Source organism: Kribbella antibiotica (assembly GCF_004349055.1).
In the GTDB taxonomy this organism is placed as follows: domain Bacteria; phylum Actinomycetota; class Actinomycetes; order Propionibacteriales; family Kribbellaceae; genus Kribbella; species Kribbella antibiotica.
In genome coordinates, this window is the sequence record NZ_SMKX01000168.1 from 1 (window position 1) to 18,010 (window position 18,010).

Annotated in this window: 14 protein-coding genes; 5 read left to right on the top strand and 9 right to left on the bottom strand. The window is 67.4% G+C overall.

The genetic code is table 11. The annotated features are described in order from the left end of the window. Positions 1–18: 18 nt before the first annotated feature. Positions 19–1,161, bottom strand: a complete 1,143-nt coding sequence (locus E1263_RS36040) for a mandelate racemase/muconate lactonizing enzyme family protein (protein ID WP_132175761.1) — start codon at positions 1,159–1,161, stop codon at positions 19–21. Continuing rightward, the gene (locus tag E1263_RS36045) at positions 1,158–3,914 is read right to left on the bottom strand and encodes a DUF4082 domain-containing protein (RefSeq protein WP_165956866.1); all 2,757 of its coding nucleotides are present in this window, start codon (positions 3,912–3,914) and stop codon (positions 1,158–1,160) included. Before E1263_RS36045 ends, E1263_RS36040 begins: the two co-directional genes overlap by 4 nt. Positions 3,915–4,172: 258 nt before the next feature. On the opposite strand from E1263_RS36045, the gene E1263_RS36050 reads away from it, so the two are divergent. Then, positions 4,173–7,337 (top strand): glycoside hydrolase family 3 N-terminal domain-containing protein, encoded by a 3,165-nt coding sequence (locus E1263_RS36050; RefSeq protein ID WP_132175765.1) that lies wholly within the window; start codon positions 4,173–4,175, stop codon positions 7,335–7,337. Between the two features lie 40 nt (positions 7,338–7,377). Here the strand turns inward: E1263_RS36050 and E1263_RS36055 are convergent, their stop codons facing one another. The 4 genes from E1263_RS36055 to E1263_RS36070 are packed head-to-tail and all read right to left on the bottom strand — an operon-like array spanning position 7,378 to position 10,956. Beyond that, positions 7,378–8,739, bottom strand: a complete 1,362-nt coding sequence (locus E1263_RS36055) for a glycosyltransferase family 4 protein (protein WP_132175767.1) — start codon at positions 8,737–8,739, stop codon at positions 7,378–7,380. Beyond that, a complete protein-coding gene (locus E1263_RS36060) occupies positions 8,729–9,382 on the bottom strand; it encodes a hypothetical protein (protein ID WP_132175769.1) in 654 nt (217 codons plus the stop codon). Before E1263_RS36060 ends, E1263_RS36055 begins: the two co-directional genes overlap by 11 nt. A gap of 58 nt (positions 9,383–9,440) precedes the next feature. Next, positions 9,441–10,352 (bottom strand): GlxA family transcriptional regulator, encoded by a 912-nt coding sequence (locus E1263_RS36065; protein ID WP_132175771.1) that lies wholly within the window; start codon positions 10,350–10,352, stop codon positions 9,441–9,443. 4 nt (positions 10,353–10,356) lie between these two features. Then, a complete protein-coding gene (locus E1263_RS36070; RefSeq protein ID WP_132175773.1) occupies positions 10,357–10,956 on the bottom strand; it encodes an isochorismatase family protein in 600 nt (199 codons plus the stop codon). 221 nt (positions 10,957–11,177) lie between these two features. Here E1263_RS36070 and E1263_RS36075 point away from each other — a divergent pair, with 221 nt between their 5' ends. After that, positions 11,178–12,389 carry an aldose epimerase family protein gene (locus tag E1263_RS36075; protein WP_132175775.1) on the top strand — a complete coding sequence of 404 codons (1,212 nt, stop codon included), beginning with the start codon at positions 11,178–11,180 and terminating at the stop codon, positions 12,387–12,389. A 3-nt stretch (positions 12,390–12,392) separates the two neighbouring features. Here E1263_RS36075 and E1263_RS36080 read toward each other — a convergent pair whose 3' ends face one another. Then, entirely contained in the window at positions 12,393–13,175 is a 783-nt protein-coding gene (locus E1263_RS36080) for an SDR family NAD(P)-dependent oxidoreductase (RefSeq protein ID WP_132175777.1), read from the bottom strand. A 104-nt stretch (positions 13,176–13,279) separates the two neighbouring features. Between E1263_RS36080 and E1263_RS36085 the strand changes: the two genes are divergently transcribed. Further along, a complete protein-coding gene (locus E1263_RS36085) occupies positions 13,280–13,867 on the top strand; it encodes a TetR/AcrR family transcriptional regulator (RefSeq protein ID WP_132175779.1) in 588 nt (195 codons plus the stop codon). Positions 13,868–13,916: 49 nt separating this feature from the next. After that, positions 13,917–14,444, top strand: a complete 528-nt coding sequence (locus E1263_RS36090; RefSeq protein WP_165956867.1) for a GrpB family protein — start codon at positions 13,917–13,919, stop codon at positions 14,442–14,444. A gap of 53 nt (positions 14,445–14,497) precedes the next feature. On the opposite strand, the gene E1263_RS36095 is transcribed toward E1263_RS36090, so the two are convergent. After that, the gene (locus tag E1263_RS36095; protein ID WP_132175783.1) at positions 14,498–15,916 is read right to left on the bottom strand and encodes a hypothetical protein; all 1,419 of its coding nucleotides are present in this window, start codon (positions 15,914–15,916) and stop codon (positions 14,498–14,500) included. A 273-nt stretch (positions 15,917–16,189) separates the two neighbouring features. Further along, positions 16,190–17,296, bottom strand: a complete 1,107-nt coding sequence (locus E1263_RS36100) for a Gfo/Idh/MocA family protein (RefSeq protein ID WP_132175785.1) — start codon at positions 17,294–17,296, stop codon at positions 16,190–16,192. 22 nt (positions 17,297–17,318) lie between these two features. On the opposite strand from E1263_RS36100, the gene E1263_RS36105 reads away from it, so the two are divergent. Beyond that, on the top strand, positions 17,319–17,843 hold the full coding sequence (locus tag E1263_RS36105) for a dihydrofolate reductase family protein (protein WP_132175787.1): 525 nt from the start codon (positions 17,319–17,321) through the stop codon (positions 17,841–17,843). Positions 17,844–18,010: the final 167 nt, after the last annotated feature.

Sequence of the window (18,010 nt, forward strand, 5' to 3'; positions counted from 1 at the left end):
GGCGGGAGGCGGGCGGGGCTAGGCGATGCGGTACTTCGCCACGACCTCGGGATCGACGTCTACCCCGACGCCTGGGCCGGATGGGACGTGTACGTGGCCGTCCACCAGGGGTAGGGCGGGAGCCAGGTCTCGGCTGATGGGGGCCGAGGAGACGTTGTATTCGACCATCACCGGGTCGGGCAGCCAGGCGGCGGCTTGGACAGTGCCGGCGGTGAGCAACGGCGAGGTCCAGGCGTGCGGGACGATGCGGCGGCCCTCGCGGGCGACGACTGCGGCCAGGGACTGCAGGGTGGTGAAGCCACCGCAGCGGGACAGGTCAGGCTGTATGACGCTGACCCCCGGCTCGGCCAGCAACTCGTTGAACTCGTCGCCGCCGAGCTGCTCACCCGACGCGATGGTGAGGCCGGTCTCCCGGCCCAGCCGCGCCAGATCACGCGGTCGATCCGCGGGAAACGGCTCCTCGACCCAGTACGGGTCCAGGTCCTCGAGACTGCTGACAAATCGCCGTACGGCGTTGAAGTCGCCCGGAAGGTAGCCGTCCACCATCAGGCGAATGTCGGGCCCAGCCTCGGCGCGGGCGGCGGCCAGCAATGCGCGAGACCCCTCGGATCCCCACGGACCCCAACCGAACTTGATCGCGCGGAACCCACGGTCCAGATAGGAACGTGTCGCCGCGCGCATCTCGTCCGGCGTCTCGCGGAACAGCGTGCTCGCATACGCCAGCACGCGATCCCGGCGCCGACCGCCGAGCAAGGAAGCCATCGACTGACCGGACAACCGCCCGCAGATGTCCCACACGGCCAAGTCGATCCCGCTCAGCGCATGCAGCGCCGGCCCGCGTCGACCGTGGTACCAAGAGGCCTGATAGAGCCTTTCCCACAAGGCGTTCCGGTCCCACACACTCTGGCCGACAGCGGCCTCGCGCAGCCCGGCGCAGAACGCCGGAATGTGTGAGACCGCCTCCACGATCGACTTCACCACCCACGGGTGCGAGTCCACGTCCCCGTACCCCTCGACGCCGGCATCGGTCGCCACCCGGATCAGGCAGGTGTGCCGGGGCCCGGCCCGCTCGTCGTCGCCGAGCCGCGTCCCGTACTCGATCCCGTTGTCCAGCACGATCACCTCGACCTCGGTGATCAGCGCATCAGTCAGAGTCGTCATCCTTCAGAGAACACCACATCGGCGAAGTAATTACGGTTCTGGTAGCTCTGTGTCGGGAACTGACCCGACTGTACGGCGAAGAGTCCCGGACCGCTGGTCGTCAGCGAACCGTTCGACCGCGCAGCGGCCAGCCCGCCGTCGGTCGCGCTGAATCCACCAGCCGAGCTGTAGGAAACGACGTACTCCGTATCCGTGGTGATCGTGATGGGCTGTGCGAATCGCACCTCTTGCCAGCCGCCGGCCGTCTCACCGGTGAAGGTTGCGGTCGCCAGCTTCACACCGGCCGCCGTCCACAGCGTTCCGACATGTGCGCCGGTGTTGTGGGTCCCCTTGAAGAACCGCACCCCGTGCGCCTTGCCGGCCTTTGTGCTGCTGAACTTCACGCCCATCTCCAGCGACGACGGCTCGGTCGCACCGAATGTGGGCGCATCCCCGACGTTCCACAGCGCGTAGGTATCCGGCTGGAAGATCACGTCCGCCCAGTAGTTGGTGTTCAGGTAGGACTCGGTCGGGTACGACGTCGGCCCGTAGGAGAAGAAGCCGTTCCCGGCCGGCGCGTGCAGCACACCGTTGTCCTGGCTGTGACCGTTGAAGAAGTTGTGGTTGTACCCGAACGTTCCGGTCGGCGAGTGGTACGAGACCGTGTAGTTGCCGCCAGCATCAATATGGACCGGCTGCGCGAACAGCACCTCCTGCCAGCCTGCCTTGCTCCCCTCAGGGAATGTTGCCGTCGCCAACTTGTCGCCCGCGGGCGACCAGAGACTTCCGGTGTGGACGTCGCCGTCCCCCGGCGCCTTGTAGAACTTCACGCCCTTGACGAGCCCCGGCCGGTCGACCCGGAACCGGACACCGAGCTCGGTCTCGCGGGAATCGGTGTACCACTCGACCGCCGGCCCGTCCTCCTCGTTGAACAGCGACCGCGGGTAGGCGATACTCGGCCGCTTCGCGACCTTGAAGCTCCACTGACCGCTGATCCACTGCCCGGCGGTGTCGCGGGCCTGGAAACTCATCGAGCAGGTCTGCTCGTACCGCCACGGCGCATTCGGGGTGAACGTCGCTGTGTTGGTCGCCGCGTCGAACGTCGTCCGCCCCGGAGTACCGGCCTCGATGCCGCCCTCACGGAGCTGCACCGACGCCGGATCGATGTCGTCGAAGAACACCACCTGCGGCTTGCGCTGCGGCCAGACCGTGGTGGCACCGTTCACCGGCGAGATCTTCCGCCGGCCCACCGGGTACTGCGGCGGGCGGCCGACGCGGTTGATCCGCCCCGGGAAGCCGTCGGCGTAGCGCGCGTACGGGAACGGCGATCCCCACAGGATCTGCGCCAGCGAGCGGAACGGCTGGCGCAGCCCGTTCGACTGGATCTCTTCGGCCTCCGTGGCCGGCAGGGTCCACAGGTGAAGCTTGGCGCCGCGCAGGCCGGCGTGATTCGGGTCGACGATCTCGTTCCCCGGGAAGACGCCCGGGTGGAACCGGTCGTAGATCGCCTCCGCACTCGGGATGCGGCCGGGGAAGTCCGGCAGGTTCGGCGGGTCGTAGTACAGGAAGTCGCCGTTGGAGTTGGAGACCTGGTAGCCCTCGTTGAGCAGCTGCGTCGGGGTCTTGCGACCCGGCCAGGTCACCCAGTGCTCGAGAATGATGTTCTGGTTCAGCGGCGCCTTGTTGATGTTGCTGAGCAGGCCGTCGCTCCAGACCCGGAGCTGCTTGTTGTGCGCGCGGACCGTCTCGTTCATCTGGTTGAGGAACCCGGTGAAGATGTCGACCGGGTTCGCGGCTGCGCCGTACCGCTGCTTGGCGCTCTGCCCGAGCTGCGGATACCGGGCGTACTCGACGGTGAAGTTCGGGTCCCCGTCGAGCCGGGTCAGGTACTCGTCGGCCCCGAGGTGCCAGAACGGCGTCTCGAACTCGTCCAGGTACTTCTCGAACAGGCCGCGGGCGAACGGGTAGACCTCGTCCTTGCTGAGGTCGAGATCGCCACGGTCCGGCAACCCCATCCCGGGCTGGAGCAGCCGCTCCATGTGCCCCGGCATGTTGACCTGCGGAACCAGCGCGATGTTGTACTTCTTCGCGTACGCCGCGATCTCCTTCAGCTGCGCGAGTGATGTCGTCGACTCGTATCCGACGTACACCCACAACAGGTTCATCTTCAGGTAGGCCAGCTCGTTGATCTGTCCCTTCCACCACTCCATCGTGTAGTGCCGGGCCGAGTTCGCGACCAGGAAGCCACGGTCCTTGTACTTCGGCCAGTCCCGGACCAGCCCGGGCGGCACGGTCGTGGCCTGCCGCAGCCACTGGATCACGGTCTGCGCGCCGTGGATGACACCGGCCGCCGTACCGCGCAGCCGGAGCGCCGCGCCGACCTCGATCTCGTACCCCTCGAGGTTCTGGTTCGGCGGCGCGCCCAGACTCAGCACCAGATCACCGGCCGCCGGGGCCGGGGTGTCCTGGGTCTCCACCGTGATCGTGCGGTTCAAGACCTTCGCGAGGTCCTCCTGCAGGATCACCTTCGCGCGGGCCACCTGGGCTGCGTCGGCGGCCCGGACGATGATGCGAAAAGGCTGGCCCGCCGCCGGTACGACGTACTGCGCACCGGAGCCCGGTGTCCACTCCTGCAGGTTCGGGATCGTGTCCGGCAGACCGGCGAGCGTGCCCTGACCAGTCGCCGCGGCGGACTGGGCAGTCGTGGTCAGACCAGCGGCGAGGGCAGCGCCGCCGGTCAGGGCGAGGAAGTGACGTCTGGGCAGGTTCGGCATCGGGCGCTCCGGGAGGACGGCGAAAGGGCCAAAGTTTCGATATATCGAAGATGAATCTCCATATGTGAGCATAAGAGAGGGTTCTGGCGAGCACAAGAAAAGTGGCCGAACACGCCTGGCCTTTACATCCACGTCGAAAGGTGGACCATGAGAGCGCTCTAGTTCCGGAACCGGCTACCCCTTGATCTGGGGCGCCGCAGCGCCCAGAGTCGGGCGCGACGCGGGCGCGCGCCCGCGCTGAGCTCAGGAGAGTCGCCCATGCCCAGGTGGCCAATTGCCCGCACCTCTAGACGACGAACGGCAGTAGTAGCAGCCGTCGCGCTGCTGGCCGGCACGCTCGTGGCCGGTCCGGCCGTCGCTGTCGACCCGTCGCCCCTCACGCTCGCGGCTTTCGAGGGAGCCGAGCCGTTCGCCTCACCGCCGAACCCCGGCATCTTCGGCTGGGGCAGTGACGCCGACGACCCACCGACGATGTCGCTGCAGACTCGCGCCGACGCACCGGCAGGCGGCTCAGTCCTGCACGGGACGTACGACGTGAGTGGCTGGGGCGGTTTCACGCACGACATCACCTTCGACCAGAACCCTGGTAACTGGTCGGCGTTCAAGGGCATCCGGTTCTGGTGGTACGGCCAGAACACCGTCCAGACCGAGCCCGGCACCGGGAAGCGGATCTTCTTCGAGATCAAGGACGGCGGCGCGAACGCCGAGGCGTCGGAGCTGTGGAACACCAGCTTCACCGACGACTGGCAGGGCTGGCAGCAGGTCGAGATCCCGTTCAGCGATTTCGTCTACCGCGGCGACTACCAACCGGTTGGTGGGATCGACCAGATCCTGAACCTGACCAACATGTGGGGTTACGCGTTCACGATGCCGGCGGGTTCGCCGGGCAAGTTCGAGATCGACCAGGTCGAGACCTACGGCAAGGCCGACCCGGCCCTCAAGGCGAGCGTCAGCACGAACGCCGAGGTCTACCCGGTCAAGGAGGGCGGCAGCGCCCAGGTGAAGGTCGCTGTGACGTCCACCGGTGACACGCCGCTGGAGGAGCCGGTCACCGTCGCCTACACCGCCGGTAACGGAACCGCCGGCACCGACGACTTCGTCCCGGCCACCGGCACGCTCACCTTCCCGGTCGGTACGGCGTCCGGCGCGACCCAGACCATCACGGTCGCGACGAAGAAGGACAAGACCGCCGAGGTCGCGGAGACCATTCCGGTGGAGCTCACGGTCACCGGCGCGAAGTCGCCGCAGACCAAGCCGGTCGTCGTCATCGACGCTCACGACCTGCCGTACCTGAACCCGAAGCTTCCGGTGCAGAAGCGGGTCGACGACCTGCTCGCCCGGATGACGCTGGCCGAGAAGGTCGGCCAGATGACCCAGGCCGAACGGAACGCACTCAAGTCCCGCAGCGACATCGCGACGTACGCGCTCGGGTCGTTGCTGTCCGGTGGCGGCTCGGTGCCGACGCCGAACACCCCGGCTTCGTGGGCCGCGATGATCGACAACTTCCAGCTGAGCGCCCAGGCGACCCGGCTACAGATCCCGCTGATCTACGGTGTCGACGCGGTGCACGGGCACAACAACGTGATCGGCGCGACGATCCTGCCGCACAACATCGGCCTGGGCTCGACTCGCGATCCGGACCTTGCTCGCCGTACTGGTGAGGTGACGGCGACCGAGGTTCGTGCGACCGGCGTTCCGTGGGACTTCGCGCCGTGTGTGTGCGTCGTCCGCGACGACCGTTGGGGTCGTGCGTACGAGGGCTACGGCGAGGACCCGGCACTGGTGAACTCGATGTCGACCGTCATCACCGGCATGCAGGGCAAGGCCGACGGCAGCCAGTTGAAGAACAAGGACCGCGTCCTGGCGTCGGCGAAGCACTACGCCGGCGACGGCGGTACGGCGTACGGGTCGGCGACCACCGGTGGCTACAAGCTCGACCAGGGCATCACCAAGGTCACCCGCGAAGAGCTGGAGCGGCTCCACCTGGCGCCGTTCCAGACGGCGGTCGACCTCGGTGTCGGTACCGTGATGCCGTCGTTCTCCAGCATGTCGATCGACGGTGCGACGCCGGTGAAGATGCACGGCAACGACGAGTTGATCAACGGCGTCCTGAAGCAGCGGATGGGCTTCGACGGCTTCGTGATCAGCGACTGGGCAGCGATCGACCAGCTGCCGGGTGACTACGTGAGCGACATCCGGACCTCGATCAACGCCGGTCTGGACATGATCATGGTGCCGTCGCGGTACGTGGAGTTCACGCAGGGACTGACCAACGAGATCGGCGCCGGCCGGGTGACAGTGGCCCGGGTCGACGACGCGGTCCGCCGGATCCTCGGCGAGAAGTTCAAGCTCGGTCTCTTCGAGAACCCGTACTCCGACCCGACGCAGCTCAACACGGTCGGCTCGGCCAAGCACCGGGCGGTCGGGCGCGAGGCCGCGGCAAAGTCCCAGGTACTGCTGAAGAACGAGGGGAATTTGTTGCCGCTGGCATCGACCTCGAAGGTCTATGTCGCCGGTAGCAACGCCAACGACCTCGGTAACCAGCTCGGCGGCTGGAGCATCACCTGGCAGGGCAAGTCCGGCCCCACCACCACCGGTACGACGATCCTGGACGGCATCAAGCAGGTCGTGCCGACGGCCACCTTCAGCGCGGATGCCACGGCACCGCTCGAGGGTCACGACGTCGGTGTCGTCGTAGTCGGCGAACGCCCGTACGCCGAAGGTGTCGGCGACGTGGGCAACGGCCACGACCAGGTGTTGGCGCCTGCCGACAAGGCCGCGGTGGACAAGGTCTGCGGTGCGATGAAGTGCGTCGTACTGACTGTGTCCGGGCGGCCGCAGGTGGTCGCCGATCAGCTTGGCAAGATCAACGCGCTGGTCGCGTCGTGGCTGCCGGGCACCGAGGGCGCCGGCGTGGCCGACGTACTGTTCGGCAAGAAGCCGTTCAGTGGCCGACTGCCGGTGAGCTGGCCGAAGAGCGAGGCTCAAGAGCCGATCAACGTCGGCGACGCGTCGTACGACCCGCAGTACCCGTACGGGTGGGGTCTGACCACGCAGGCGGCGGCTCGGCAGAAGCTGACCGACGCCCGGAATGCCTTGCTACGCAAGCACGACGCGTACGCACTCGCCGCCGCAGTCGCGGCGGAGATCGCTCTCCAGACCAAGGACTGGTCGGGGCCGAAGGCAATCATCGCCCTGGCCGCGCTGGAACAGTCCGCGAAGTACCTGGAGCGCACGAAGGTGGACGGCTTCGCCGAGGATGACGCCGTGGTCGGCGCGGCCCGGTGGATCGCCCAGAACAAGATCGGTCAGAACCTGACCGAGCCCACCTCGAAGCTGACCTCGGATTCCGAGCACTTGGCGCTGTCCGGCCAGCTTCACACTGCGGTCACCAAGCTGACCGCGGCGTTCAAGACGAAGTAACACCCGAAGGGCGGGACGGTACGCCGTCCCGCCCGCTCGGTCACCTGCTCAGACCGGTGTCCGGACCCGGCTTGTGATCCCGCTTCGGCCGCTCGCCCTGCGACCCCTCGACCGCCTTCTTCTGCACAGGCATCTGAAGCCCCAGCCGGATCGCGTTCCTCAACTCGGGATCCATCACCGAGTAGTCAGGTCCGTCATGCACGATCCGCGCGCTGTTGACGAGCCCTTCGGCCGCCTTCTGCCAGCTGTAGTTCGTGGTCAGATGCTCCCGCAGCGCCAGCGCGCGCTCCCGCTCCTGGGGAAGGTTCGCCAGCATCTCCTGCAGCCGATCGGACCACACTTTCGTGTTGTAGCTAGAGGCCGGGACAACCGAACCCTGGCCCAGCTCGCGCGGCACTCGGTCCTCGTCGGCCAGGAACATCCCCATGCCGGTGTTCATCTTGTCGACCAGAATCGGTACGCCGGCGCCGGCCGCCTCGCTAGCCACCAGGCCGTATCCCTCGTGATGGGACGGCATGATGAACGCATCCGCACCGTTGTAGTCGCGCATCAGTTCGGCCGAGTCGTTCGTGAACTGACGCAGCCGGACCGCGCCCCCGCTCAGGCGGTTGACCTTATTCTGTTCGTCGGCAAGCCGCGCCGGCGGAACACCACGCATCGACAGGTGGACCGGGACGCCCCGTCCGCGCAGCTCGTTGACCATCTGCACGGCCTCCGGCCCGCCCTTGAGCAGATCGTCCATCCGGCCGGTCAGAAGCAACTCGTACCGCCGCTGGAACGAGCGGTACAGCGGCGGATCCAGCGCCACCACGCCAGGGATGAGCTCGTGCAACGGCTTCTCGAGGCGGTCCCGCTGGAGTAGCTTCCCGGACTCCTCCGCGATCAACGGACCGACTCCGACGGTGAGGTCGGCGCGACGCATCCGCTCGGTGTCCTCGCGGGCCTTCAGATCGGCGTGCGTACCGTCGCCGTGCCGAGCCCGGCTACCTTCCTCCGGCGACATGTGCATGACATAGGCAGTCAGGGCGTTCGGGTAGTAGCGGTCACGCAGTTCGAGCGCGATGTCGCCGGTGAAACGAGCGTGCCCCACAATCAGATCGATATCGTCGGGCAGCCCATCACGGCTGAGCAGCATCTGCTGCTGGGTCGCCAACTGCGCGGTGTCGGACTGTGTCAGGTCCGGCCAGCGCTCCGGGTTTGTCGGGTGCAGGAGCTTCAGGTTCGGGATGTCGGGTGTCTGGACTGCTTGCGGGAGCCAGACGTACGCCTGGTGCCCAGCCTGGGCCTGGCCGATCGACAGTTCCCGGGTGACCGTGTGGCCACCAGTGGTCGACGCCCAGCCAAGACCGACATTCAAGATCCGGAGCGGCCGGTTGCCCAGCGGCGGACGCTCAGTCGTCATGGAACTTCCTGCTCTCCAGGTCGGCCTTCAAGTCGACGACCCCTTGGATATAGCGATCGCCACCGATCAGACGGCCCTCGATCTGATCGCGCATCAGCCGGGCCGCGAACTCTTCGAGCACCTCGGTCAGGGCGAACACGAGGCTGCGTGGCACCCGGGCGACGAGCGGATCCTCGGGGTCGCCGATCCCACGGGCAGCCTCGACGAGCAGCTGGGCCCGATCATCGAGCGGCACGGCGTGGCCGGCGGTCATCCCCTCGTCCACCCCACTGCCAGGCTCCCCGTCGAAGTCCAATGCGGTCAGCAGATGCCGCCGCGGATCACGCGGTGGCCGGATGGACTTCGGGTCGGCCCAGTTCTCGCGGATGTCCTTGGCCAGCTTCTGGGTGTACTGCTCGTACTCCGCCTCCATCTGCGCTTGGCGGAAGCGGCGGTGTTCGCGCATTGCGACATCGGTCAGGCCGGAGACCGCGTCCCATTCGCGGCGGACCGCGGCGAGCTCCTCGCCGGTGATTCCGGAGGAGAGCTGAGCGACGATCTTCTGGCCGTGCTTGACCAGCCAGCGGTTGTACTCGAACCAGCCGTCCTCGGTGGTCGGGAACTCGTGCGGATCCGCGGCCGAGTTCGGAATCGGGGTCTCCATGCCCCGAATATTAGGCGACCAGGGGCTTAGTCAAGCGGAGGTTTCCACAAGCTGCAGGTCACGTGCGGGAGCGCAATCGCCGGAGCATCCGGGCGTCCTCGAAACCGACCGCACGAGCCGCGGCCTCGATCGTGCTCCCGTGACCGATCAGGTGCTCGGCCCGCTCCAACCTCAGCAGTTGCTGGTAGCGCAGTGGAGTAAGACCGGTGGCGGTGGTGAACATCCGGGTCAGCGTCCGTTCGCTGACACAGACCTGGTCGGCAAGATCCGAGAGCAGCAAGCGATCGGCGTACCGGGCGTCGATGACGTCCTGGACGCGATGCGCGAGATCGCTGAGGTGACCGCGATGCCGGAGCATCGCGCTCTCCTGCAGTTCATCGCCGTTGCGGCGGGCATAGACGACCATCTCGCGCGCGACTCGGGCAGCCGCCTCGGCGCCGCGCGCACCCGCGACGAGGTGCAGGGCTAGGTCGATGCCGCTGGCAATGCCGGCCGAGGTGATGACGCGGTCATCAACGACGTACAGGACATCGCGGACGATGGTCGCCCGCGGGTAGCGCGCGGCCATCATCTCGGTGAGGTCGTGATGGGTCGTGTAGCGGCGACCGTCGAGCAGTCCGGCCGCGCCGAGAGCGTCTGCCCCCGAGCAGACACTCGCGACCGATCCCCCGGCGGCATGATGATCGCGCAGCCGCTGCCGGGTTTCCGGCCCGATCGGCGGCACCGGCAGCAGCCGCGGCGACCGCCAGCCCGGTACGACGATCAGGTCGTCGGGACCGAGCTCCGGCCACTCCGGCTGCGTCTTCAGCGGCACACCCTGAGCCGTCATGACCTCGTCAGCCTCGGCCACATAGGTCAGCTCGTAGCCGTAGCCGAGCGTTTCAGCGGTCGAGAAGACCTGTGCCGGCCCGGCAAGGTCCAGCAGGTGCAGCTTCGGCACCAGGACGAAGACGACCCGGATACTCCCCATCCGGTCAGGATGACACGGTTACGGCGGCCAGTTCGTCGATCGTCCGAATGGTGGCGAACCGTCCCGCGAGAGCGTATTCGGTACGTTCGGTGACGGACTCGGCCGAGAGGGTTCGAGGATCGGCGAGGATCTCCTCGTTGGTCGCATCCGCGGGCAGGGTCCAGTGCGGCAGCGGCATGGTCGCAGTGGCCTCGGTGACGAACGAAACGTCGTACCCAAGGTCGGAGGCGACGCGGGTGGTCGTCTCGCAGCACTGCTCGGTGCGGATGCCGCTGACGACGACGTGATCGACGCCGTGCTGGACGAGAAGCTGCTGCAGGTTCGTGGTGGTGAAGGCGTTGTGCGCGGTCTTGGCGATCAGCGGCTCGCCCTCGATCGGCTCCAGACCCTCGATCAGCCGGACGTGGCCGGTGGCCGGATCGAACGTCGTACCGGTGCCTGGTTCGGTGTGAAGGACCCAGACGACCAGGTCCCCGGCGGCACGCGCGGCGACCACCAGGCGGCCGACGCGATCGGCGATGTCGGGGTGGTTGACGAGCTGCCAGCTGGGGCGGACCCGGAAGGATTCCTGGACGTCGACGACGAGAAGTGCGGTTCGGCTCATGGGTCCATCGTCACGGACTGTCGCGGTTTTGAGGAGGTCTGATCCCGGCGCGCAGCGGACGGATCCGGTCAGCGCGAGCCGGAGACTTTCACAACGTTGGAGAGGTCGGACGAATTCACACCGTTCCGAACTATTCCAAACACTGTGCCGGGATGCTTACAGTGCGCGAGGCGGTGTGGAAACGCTCCCGCCGCCGTTGTCGACTCAGTGAGGGGAATGCGATGCCCGATCACCTGCCTCGCCGTTCGGTACTGCGGACGGCCGGAGCCCTCGGCCTGGGCGCTGCCGCCGCGGGCGCCTTGAGCACCACCGCCGACGCCACCGCCGCGCCGGATAGGTTGGCCACCATGGGCGCACATCACGGCAAGCTGGAGATCCGCAAAGACCCGTTCGGGACCACGCCGGACGGGAAGAAGGTGGATGTCTACACCTTCTCGAACGGCCGGGTCACCATCTCGATGCTGACCTGGGGTGCCACCATCCAGCGCGTCGAGACACCGGACCGCCGCGGCCGGGTGAAGAACATCAGTCTGGGCTTCGACAACCTGCCCGACTACGCGGCCCTCAGCCCGTACTTCGGCGCCACGATCGGCCGCTACGGAAACCGCATCGCGAAGGGCAAGTTCTCGATCGACGGGACGTCGTACCAGATCCCGATCAACAACGGCGAGAACGCATTGCACGGTGGTACGACGGGCTTCGACAAGCGGGTCTGGTCGGCGAAGACCGTGCAGTCGTCCAAGGCGGTCGGCGTCGCGTTCAGCTACGTCAGCCCGGACGGCGAGATGGGCTTCCCTGGTGAGCTGACCACGACCGTCACGTACACGCTCGACAAGTCCGACAACCTGCGGATCGACTACCACGCAACGGTCAAGGGCAAGCCGACCATCGTGAACCTGACCAACCACGTGTACTTCAACCTCGCCGGCGAAGGAAGTGGCTCGATCGACGGCCACGTGCTCGAGCTGAACGCACCGAAGTACACGCCCGTCGACGAGGGCCTGATCCCGACCGGCGAGCTCGCGCCCGTCGCCGGGACCCCGTTCGACTTCAACAAGCCCACCACGATCGGTGCCCGACTGCGCGATGACCACCCGCAACTCGTTGTCGGCCGCGGCTACGACCACAACTTCGTCCTCGGCGGCAAAGCCGACTCGAACGGCCAGCGCTTCGCCGCCCGCTTCTGGGAGCCCGAGAGCGGCCGCACGGTGACGGTCCACACCGACCAGCCGGGCGCGCAGTTCTACAGCGGCAACTTCCTCGACGGCACCTTCCGCGGCATCGGCAACAAGGCCTACCGCCAAGGCGACGCCTTCGCCTTCGAGACCCAGCACTACCCCGACTCCCCCAACCAGCCGAACTTCCCCTCCACGGTCCTGCGCCCCGGCCAGACCTACAGCTCCACCACGACCTACAACTTCGGCACCAAGTAGGCCTCAAGCAGTCTTCGAGCTACCGGCGTCGATGAGATAGTCGGCGCCGGTAATGCTCCCGGCCAGCGGCGAGCACAGCTGCACCACGAGAGCCGCGACTTCGCTCGGCTCGATCAACCGGCCGGTGATCATCCCGGTCTGCTGCGGCAGCGCGGCCAGCAACTGCTCCTGCGGTATGCCGAGATGTCCGGCGAGCTGACCGCCGTACCCCTCGGGTGAGGTCCAGAGCGCCGTACGCACGGCCGCCGGCGACACCGTGTTGACTCGGACACCCTGCGGGCCGAACTCCTCGGCCAGCGCCTTCCCGAAGGCCGTCAGCGCTGCCTTGGCGGTCGTGTACGGCATCGGCCCCGCGGACGGGATCCGCGCGCCGACCGACGACAGGTTCACGATCGCGCCGTCCTGCCGGACCAGGCTCGGCAATGCGGCCCGGGTCACCCGGACGGTCGCGAAGTAGTTCAGCTCGAAGATCGCCGCCCACGCGGCGTCGTCGAAGTCGAGAAAGCCTGCCCCCAGCTCACCGTCACCACCACCCACGTTGTTCACCAGCAGATCCAGCTCGCCCACCTCTGCGAGGGCAGCCGCGACCGCCCGCTCCGGCCCGTCCGGCGTACCGAGATCAGCCTGTACGACGAATGCCCCAGTGGTGCGCAGTTCCGGCGTACTGGTCCGGGCTACCGCGACCACACGGACCCCTTCGGCGATGAGCTGCTCGACCACGGCCAGCCCGATTCCGCGGCTCGCACCGGTGACGAGCGCCGTCTTGTCCTTCAATTGAAGATCCATCAGATTCTCCCTAGTTGCATCTCAACTGACCTCTTGAAGGTACTACTTGCATCACGAATGTTGCAAGTAGTGGCCGAACTGCGTCCGCCGAGTAGTCTGGGCGCATGACCGAGACCAGGCTGCGCGCGGACAGCGCCCGCACCGTGCTCGCGATCCTCGAGGCCGCCGAGCGCACCCTGAACCGCAAGCCGACCGCCACGATGGAAGAGATCGCAGCCGCCGCCGGCGTCGCCCGCACCACCGTGCACCGCCGCTTCGCCACCCGCGAGGCCCTGCTCGACGCCCTCACCACCTGGGCCGCTCAGCAGCTGGCCGACGCCGTCGACGCGGCCCGCCCGGAGGCCACGCCTCCCCTGATCGCCCTCTACCAGGCGACCACCAACGTCTTGGCGGTCAAGCTCTCCTGGGGTTTCGCGATGAACACAGCACTTGCCCCAGGCAACGAGGCCGAGCGGATCCAGGCCGCCGTCGTCGAACGGTGCGACGCCCTCTTCGCGCGCCTCGCCGAGGCCAACATTCTGCGCCCCGGCATCACCCCCCTCTGGTGCCGCCGCGTCTACTACGCCCTCCTCCACGAGGTCTGCCAGGACGCCAATGCCAACCCGGACACCGAGCTCGACACCGACGCCGTCGCCACCCAGGTCGTCGAAACCCTCCTCCACGGCGTCGGCACCCCCGGCACCACGCTCTAACGCCGGCGACGGCCTACCGCCGAACCTTCGGCGGACTACTCTCCGCCCCATGACGCTGCTCGCGGAGTACGACGAGGCCTGGGCCGACCAGTTCGCGACAGCAGCGGCACAGCTTCGCACCGCGCTCGGCTCGACGGTTGGACAGATCGAGCACATCGGGAGTACCGCCGTACCGGGGTTGGCGGCGAAGCCGGTGATCGATGTTGCGGCTTGTGCGAAAGACCTGGCGAGGGTTGGCGAGCGGGATGCGGAGCTGCGGGGGCTTGGGTTCTCGTATGAGCCGGCGGGGCCACCTGGGCGGCGGACGTACACGCGCGTGGTCGACGGGGTGCTCACGCACAACCTGCATGTGTTCCCGGCGGAGGCGTGGGCCCGGCTCAACCAACGCATCCTCCGCGACTATCTGCGCGAGACACCAGACGCAGTACGCGAGTACGGCGCTGCGAAGCGCCAGCTTGCCGCAGATGGGCTGAGCGGCTTCGACTACACCGCCGCGAAGACGGCGGTCGTACAGCGGCTCACGGATGCGGCTCGGGCTCGGCTGGGGTTGCCGTCCGTGCCGGTCTGGGAAAGCTGAAGCGGGAAGGCGCTGGATGCGCCTTCCCGCTTGAAGTTCGGTACTGCTCAGATTCAGTTCGGTGACGTCGTGGCCAGGCCGTGCTCGACGTCGTACTGCTGGATGAAGCGGGTGGCCATCGGCTCGCTGGAGGCGATCGCGGCGGCGAGGTTCTTGGCCGTGCGCTCGCGGTCCTCGGGCCAGTCGGCCAGCAGGGCCCAGGCGCGGGAGCGCAGCTTCTCGAGGGCGGTGGGCTCCGGCTCGTCGTCACCCTTGGGGGACTGGTCGGCGGCCTTCGCGTCCTTGGCCTTCGCGTCCTTGGCGGTGGTGATCAGGGCCGGGGGCTCATTGTCGGTCGCCTCCGCGAAGGGGGACGGCGCGGCCGGCTTCTGCACGACCGGCTCGACCTTCGCCTTGGGCGCGGTCGGCTTCAGCTTCCCGTTGGCCTTGCCGTTCTGTACGACGTGCTTCTGCTCGCTCTGGTCCTCGACCACGACCGCCTCGGCGACCGACTCGTCCTTGCTGCGGTCGTAGGGCAGGTAGTCCACGGCCATCAGCTCGCCGGTCATCGCGTCACCCCAGGCGCCTTCATCACGCAGCGAGACGCCGGTGTCGGAGGCGCGGATCTGGCGCGCTCGCGGCGCCTCGCCCTCGACAACCCAGACGGCTGCCCGCAGGTCGGGGTCAGGAGTCGGCTCCGGCTCCGGGGGCGGCGAGATCGCCTTGGTGAGCTTGTTGGTGATGACCTCGTAGTTGATCCGGTCCTCAAGCATGCCGGCCAGCCGGTCCGGGTCGTACGTCGTCTCGGCGATCTTCGCCAGCCGCTCGTCCTGGTGCTCGGAGCGGATGTACTCCGCGACCGTGCTCGCGATCGCGTCCCGGCGGGTCTTGTTGCGGATCTGGTGCCGAGCCGCGTGCAGGCTCTCGAACATCGCGTACCCGTGCTCGATCGCGAGCGACCGCGCCTGCCACGTCACCTTCGGCTCGCGCACCCACTGGACGACGCCGTACACCGGAGCCGTGGTGGCCATCTGGCCGGCGCGACGCAGCGCGTCCCGGCGGCGGGCCGAGCTGTGGATCAGCCAGAGCACGTAGGCGAACGCCGACAGACCACCGAAGCCGAACGCCAGGAAGCGCTCCTCCGGCCGCCAGTGCCCGACCACGTTGAAGACGACCGCGATCACGGCCGCGAACAGCGACATCGCGCGGTAGGCGTAGGCCGTCTCGCCCTTACGGCGGCGCAGGTCGGCGAGCGCGGCGGTGGCGACACCACCGAGCTCGAGGACCGCCACGGCGGGCGTGACGAGGACGATCTTGAGGAACGTCGAGAAGCCGGCGTCCGGCCACGGGATGTGGGTCACACCGGCCCACACCTGACCGACGAGGGCGGCCGCAGCCGCCGTGGCGTAGAAGGCGTAGGCGACCTTGTCCGCCCCGGTGAGGGGTACGTTCGCCAGTTCGCCATCATTGGTGGTGCTGGTGTTCTCCTGCAAGACGTGGTCTCCTGACCGGTTTGGGCACTCCGGCAGTTCCGTCGCGGACGGCGGGGCTGACTGGTACGGCGGCACGAGGCTACCGGTTCCCGGCCCCGAAGGGGGAGGCGAATCCGGAAACGTCTCGAACCTGCCCACCCACCCTGACCTTTACACGTTCGAAAGGCAAACTCGTACACGTTCGAAAGGCAAACTCGACAAATTCACGGAACTGCGCGGAGGAAAACCTCCTCGACCCCGAATGGCCGGTGTACGGAACAACGCTCTTCAGTACTAAGTCCAGGGCGCGCCGAGCTCACTGAACAACGCCAATTCGCCGGCGGCCCGGTCGATCCAGTGCTCGACATCCCGGACAATGGGATGCCGGTCCGGACCCTCGCCTTCCCAGCGCACCAAGGCTTCCGGGATCACCCGCGGCTCCGGAGCCAGCCGAATGGCTTCCACCACCCGCGTGAATCCACCGGTCGCCCCGAACGGGCAATACAGCGGTACGGCGGGATCTTCGCGATGGTCGAGGAGATTCGCCAGCAGGTCGGTTCGCTCGAGGGTTTTCCGCGTCAGGCAGGACCCTTCGTGGAGTTCGAGGGTGTCGCTGGAGTAGCTGAGTACGGCGCGACCTTGCGAGCCGTGGACTATCACGGTGGGCTCCAGGTGTTCCGTCGCGCACAACGTCACCGCGATCAGGATCGGCGTACCGCGGGTGGTCGTGATGCGCACCGTCGAGGTGTCATCGGATTCGATGCCATTGGCCCGGAACAGATCGGTTTCGACCGAGCGAACGTCGTCGACGCCAGTGGAGCCGTCGAGCAGCAGCGCGGCCGCAGACGAGTGACCCAAGGCATTGGTGACCACCCCGTCGACCACGTCGATCCCATTCAGCCTCCGGCGACCGGCCCACGGTGCACGATCGAAGTATCGGGCCGTGCGCAGCCACTTGCCGACGGCACTGATCCCGCGGATCTCACCGAGCCGGCCCTCGGCCATCACCTTCGCCAGGTGCAGCGTCGCCTGCGAGGCCTGCGCCTGGAAGCCGACCTGACACGCGCGTCCCGTCTCGGCGATCACCGCCGACAGGTCCTCGAACTCGGCCAGTGACGCGGTCGGCGGCTTCTCGAGCAACACGTCCGCCCCGGCGCGCAACGCCAACGCGGCCAGCGGCACGTGCGTCTGGATCGGCGTACTGATGATCACGACGTCGACTTTTGTTGCTTCTAGCAACTGTTCGAGGGAGGCGAAAATCTCAACCCCTGCTGGCAGATCGGCCGACGGCCGCGGATCCGCGACAGCAACCAGCGTAGCTCGATCGGACAGCCGGAGAACGTTCCGGACATGGGTAGCGCCATGGCCGTGCACACCAGCCACAGCAACGCGGGTCAGCACCAGCTCAGCCTACACTTGAGCCGTGACCTTTCATGCTGCGGTTTTCATCGCGACCAGTCTGGACGGCTACATCGCCCGTCCCGACGGCTCGATCGACTGGCTCACCGAACGCGGCGAACAAGCCGGTGACACCGGCTACGACGAGTTCATGGCCGCCATCGACACCGTCGTCCTCGGCCGCGGCACCTTCGAGAAGGTCCTCACCTTCGGCTTCTGGCCCTACGAAGGCAAACACGTCGAGGTCCTCAGCACCACCCTCGACCCCGGCATCGACGAACGCGTCATCGTCCACCGCACCCTCGACGCCCTCGTCGAAACCCTCGCCGACCGCAACGCCCAACGCATCTACGCCGACGGCGGCAAAGTCATCCAAACCTTCCTCCGCGCCGGTCTCCTCAACGAGCTCACGATCACCACCGCCCCCGTCCTCCTGGGCAGCGGCCTCCCCCTCTTCGGCCCCCTGGACGAGGACATCACCCTCGTCCACAACGCCACCCGCACCCTCAAAGCCGGCTTCGTCCAGTCCGACTACACAGTCCTCCGCTAGCCGGCCGCGCCCCCAACCATTAGGGGATGCCCATCCAGTCTGAACTGCTCCCCGGAAGTTGGACTGGGTTTCTCAGTTCCGATTCCGGGGAGCAGTTCATGCGTGTGGATAGTTCGCTGAGTGAGTCGCAGCGTGCTGCGGCGATAGTGTTGTTCGAGTCCGGGTTG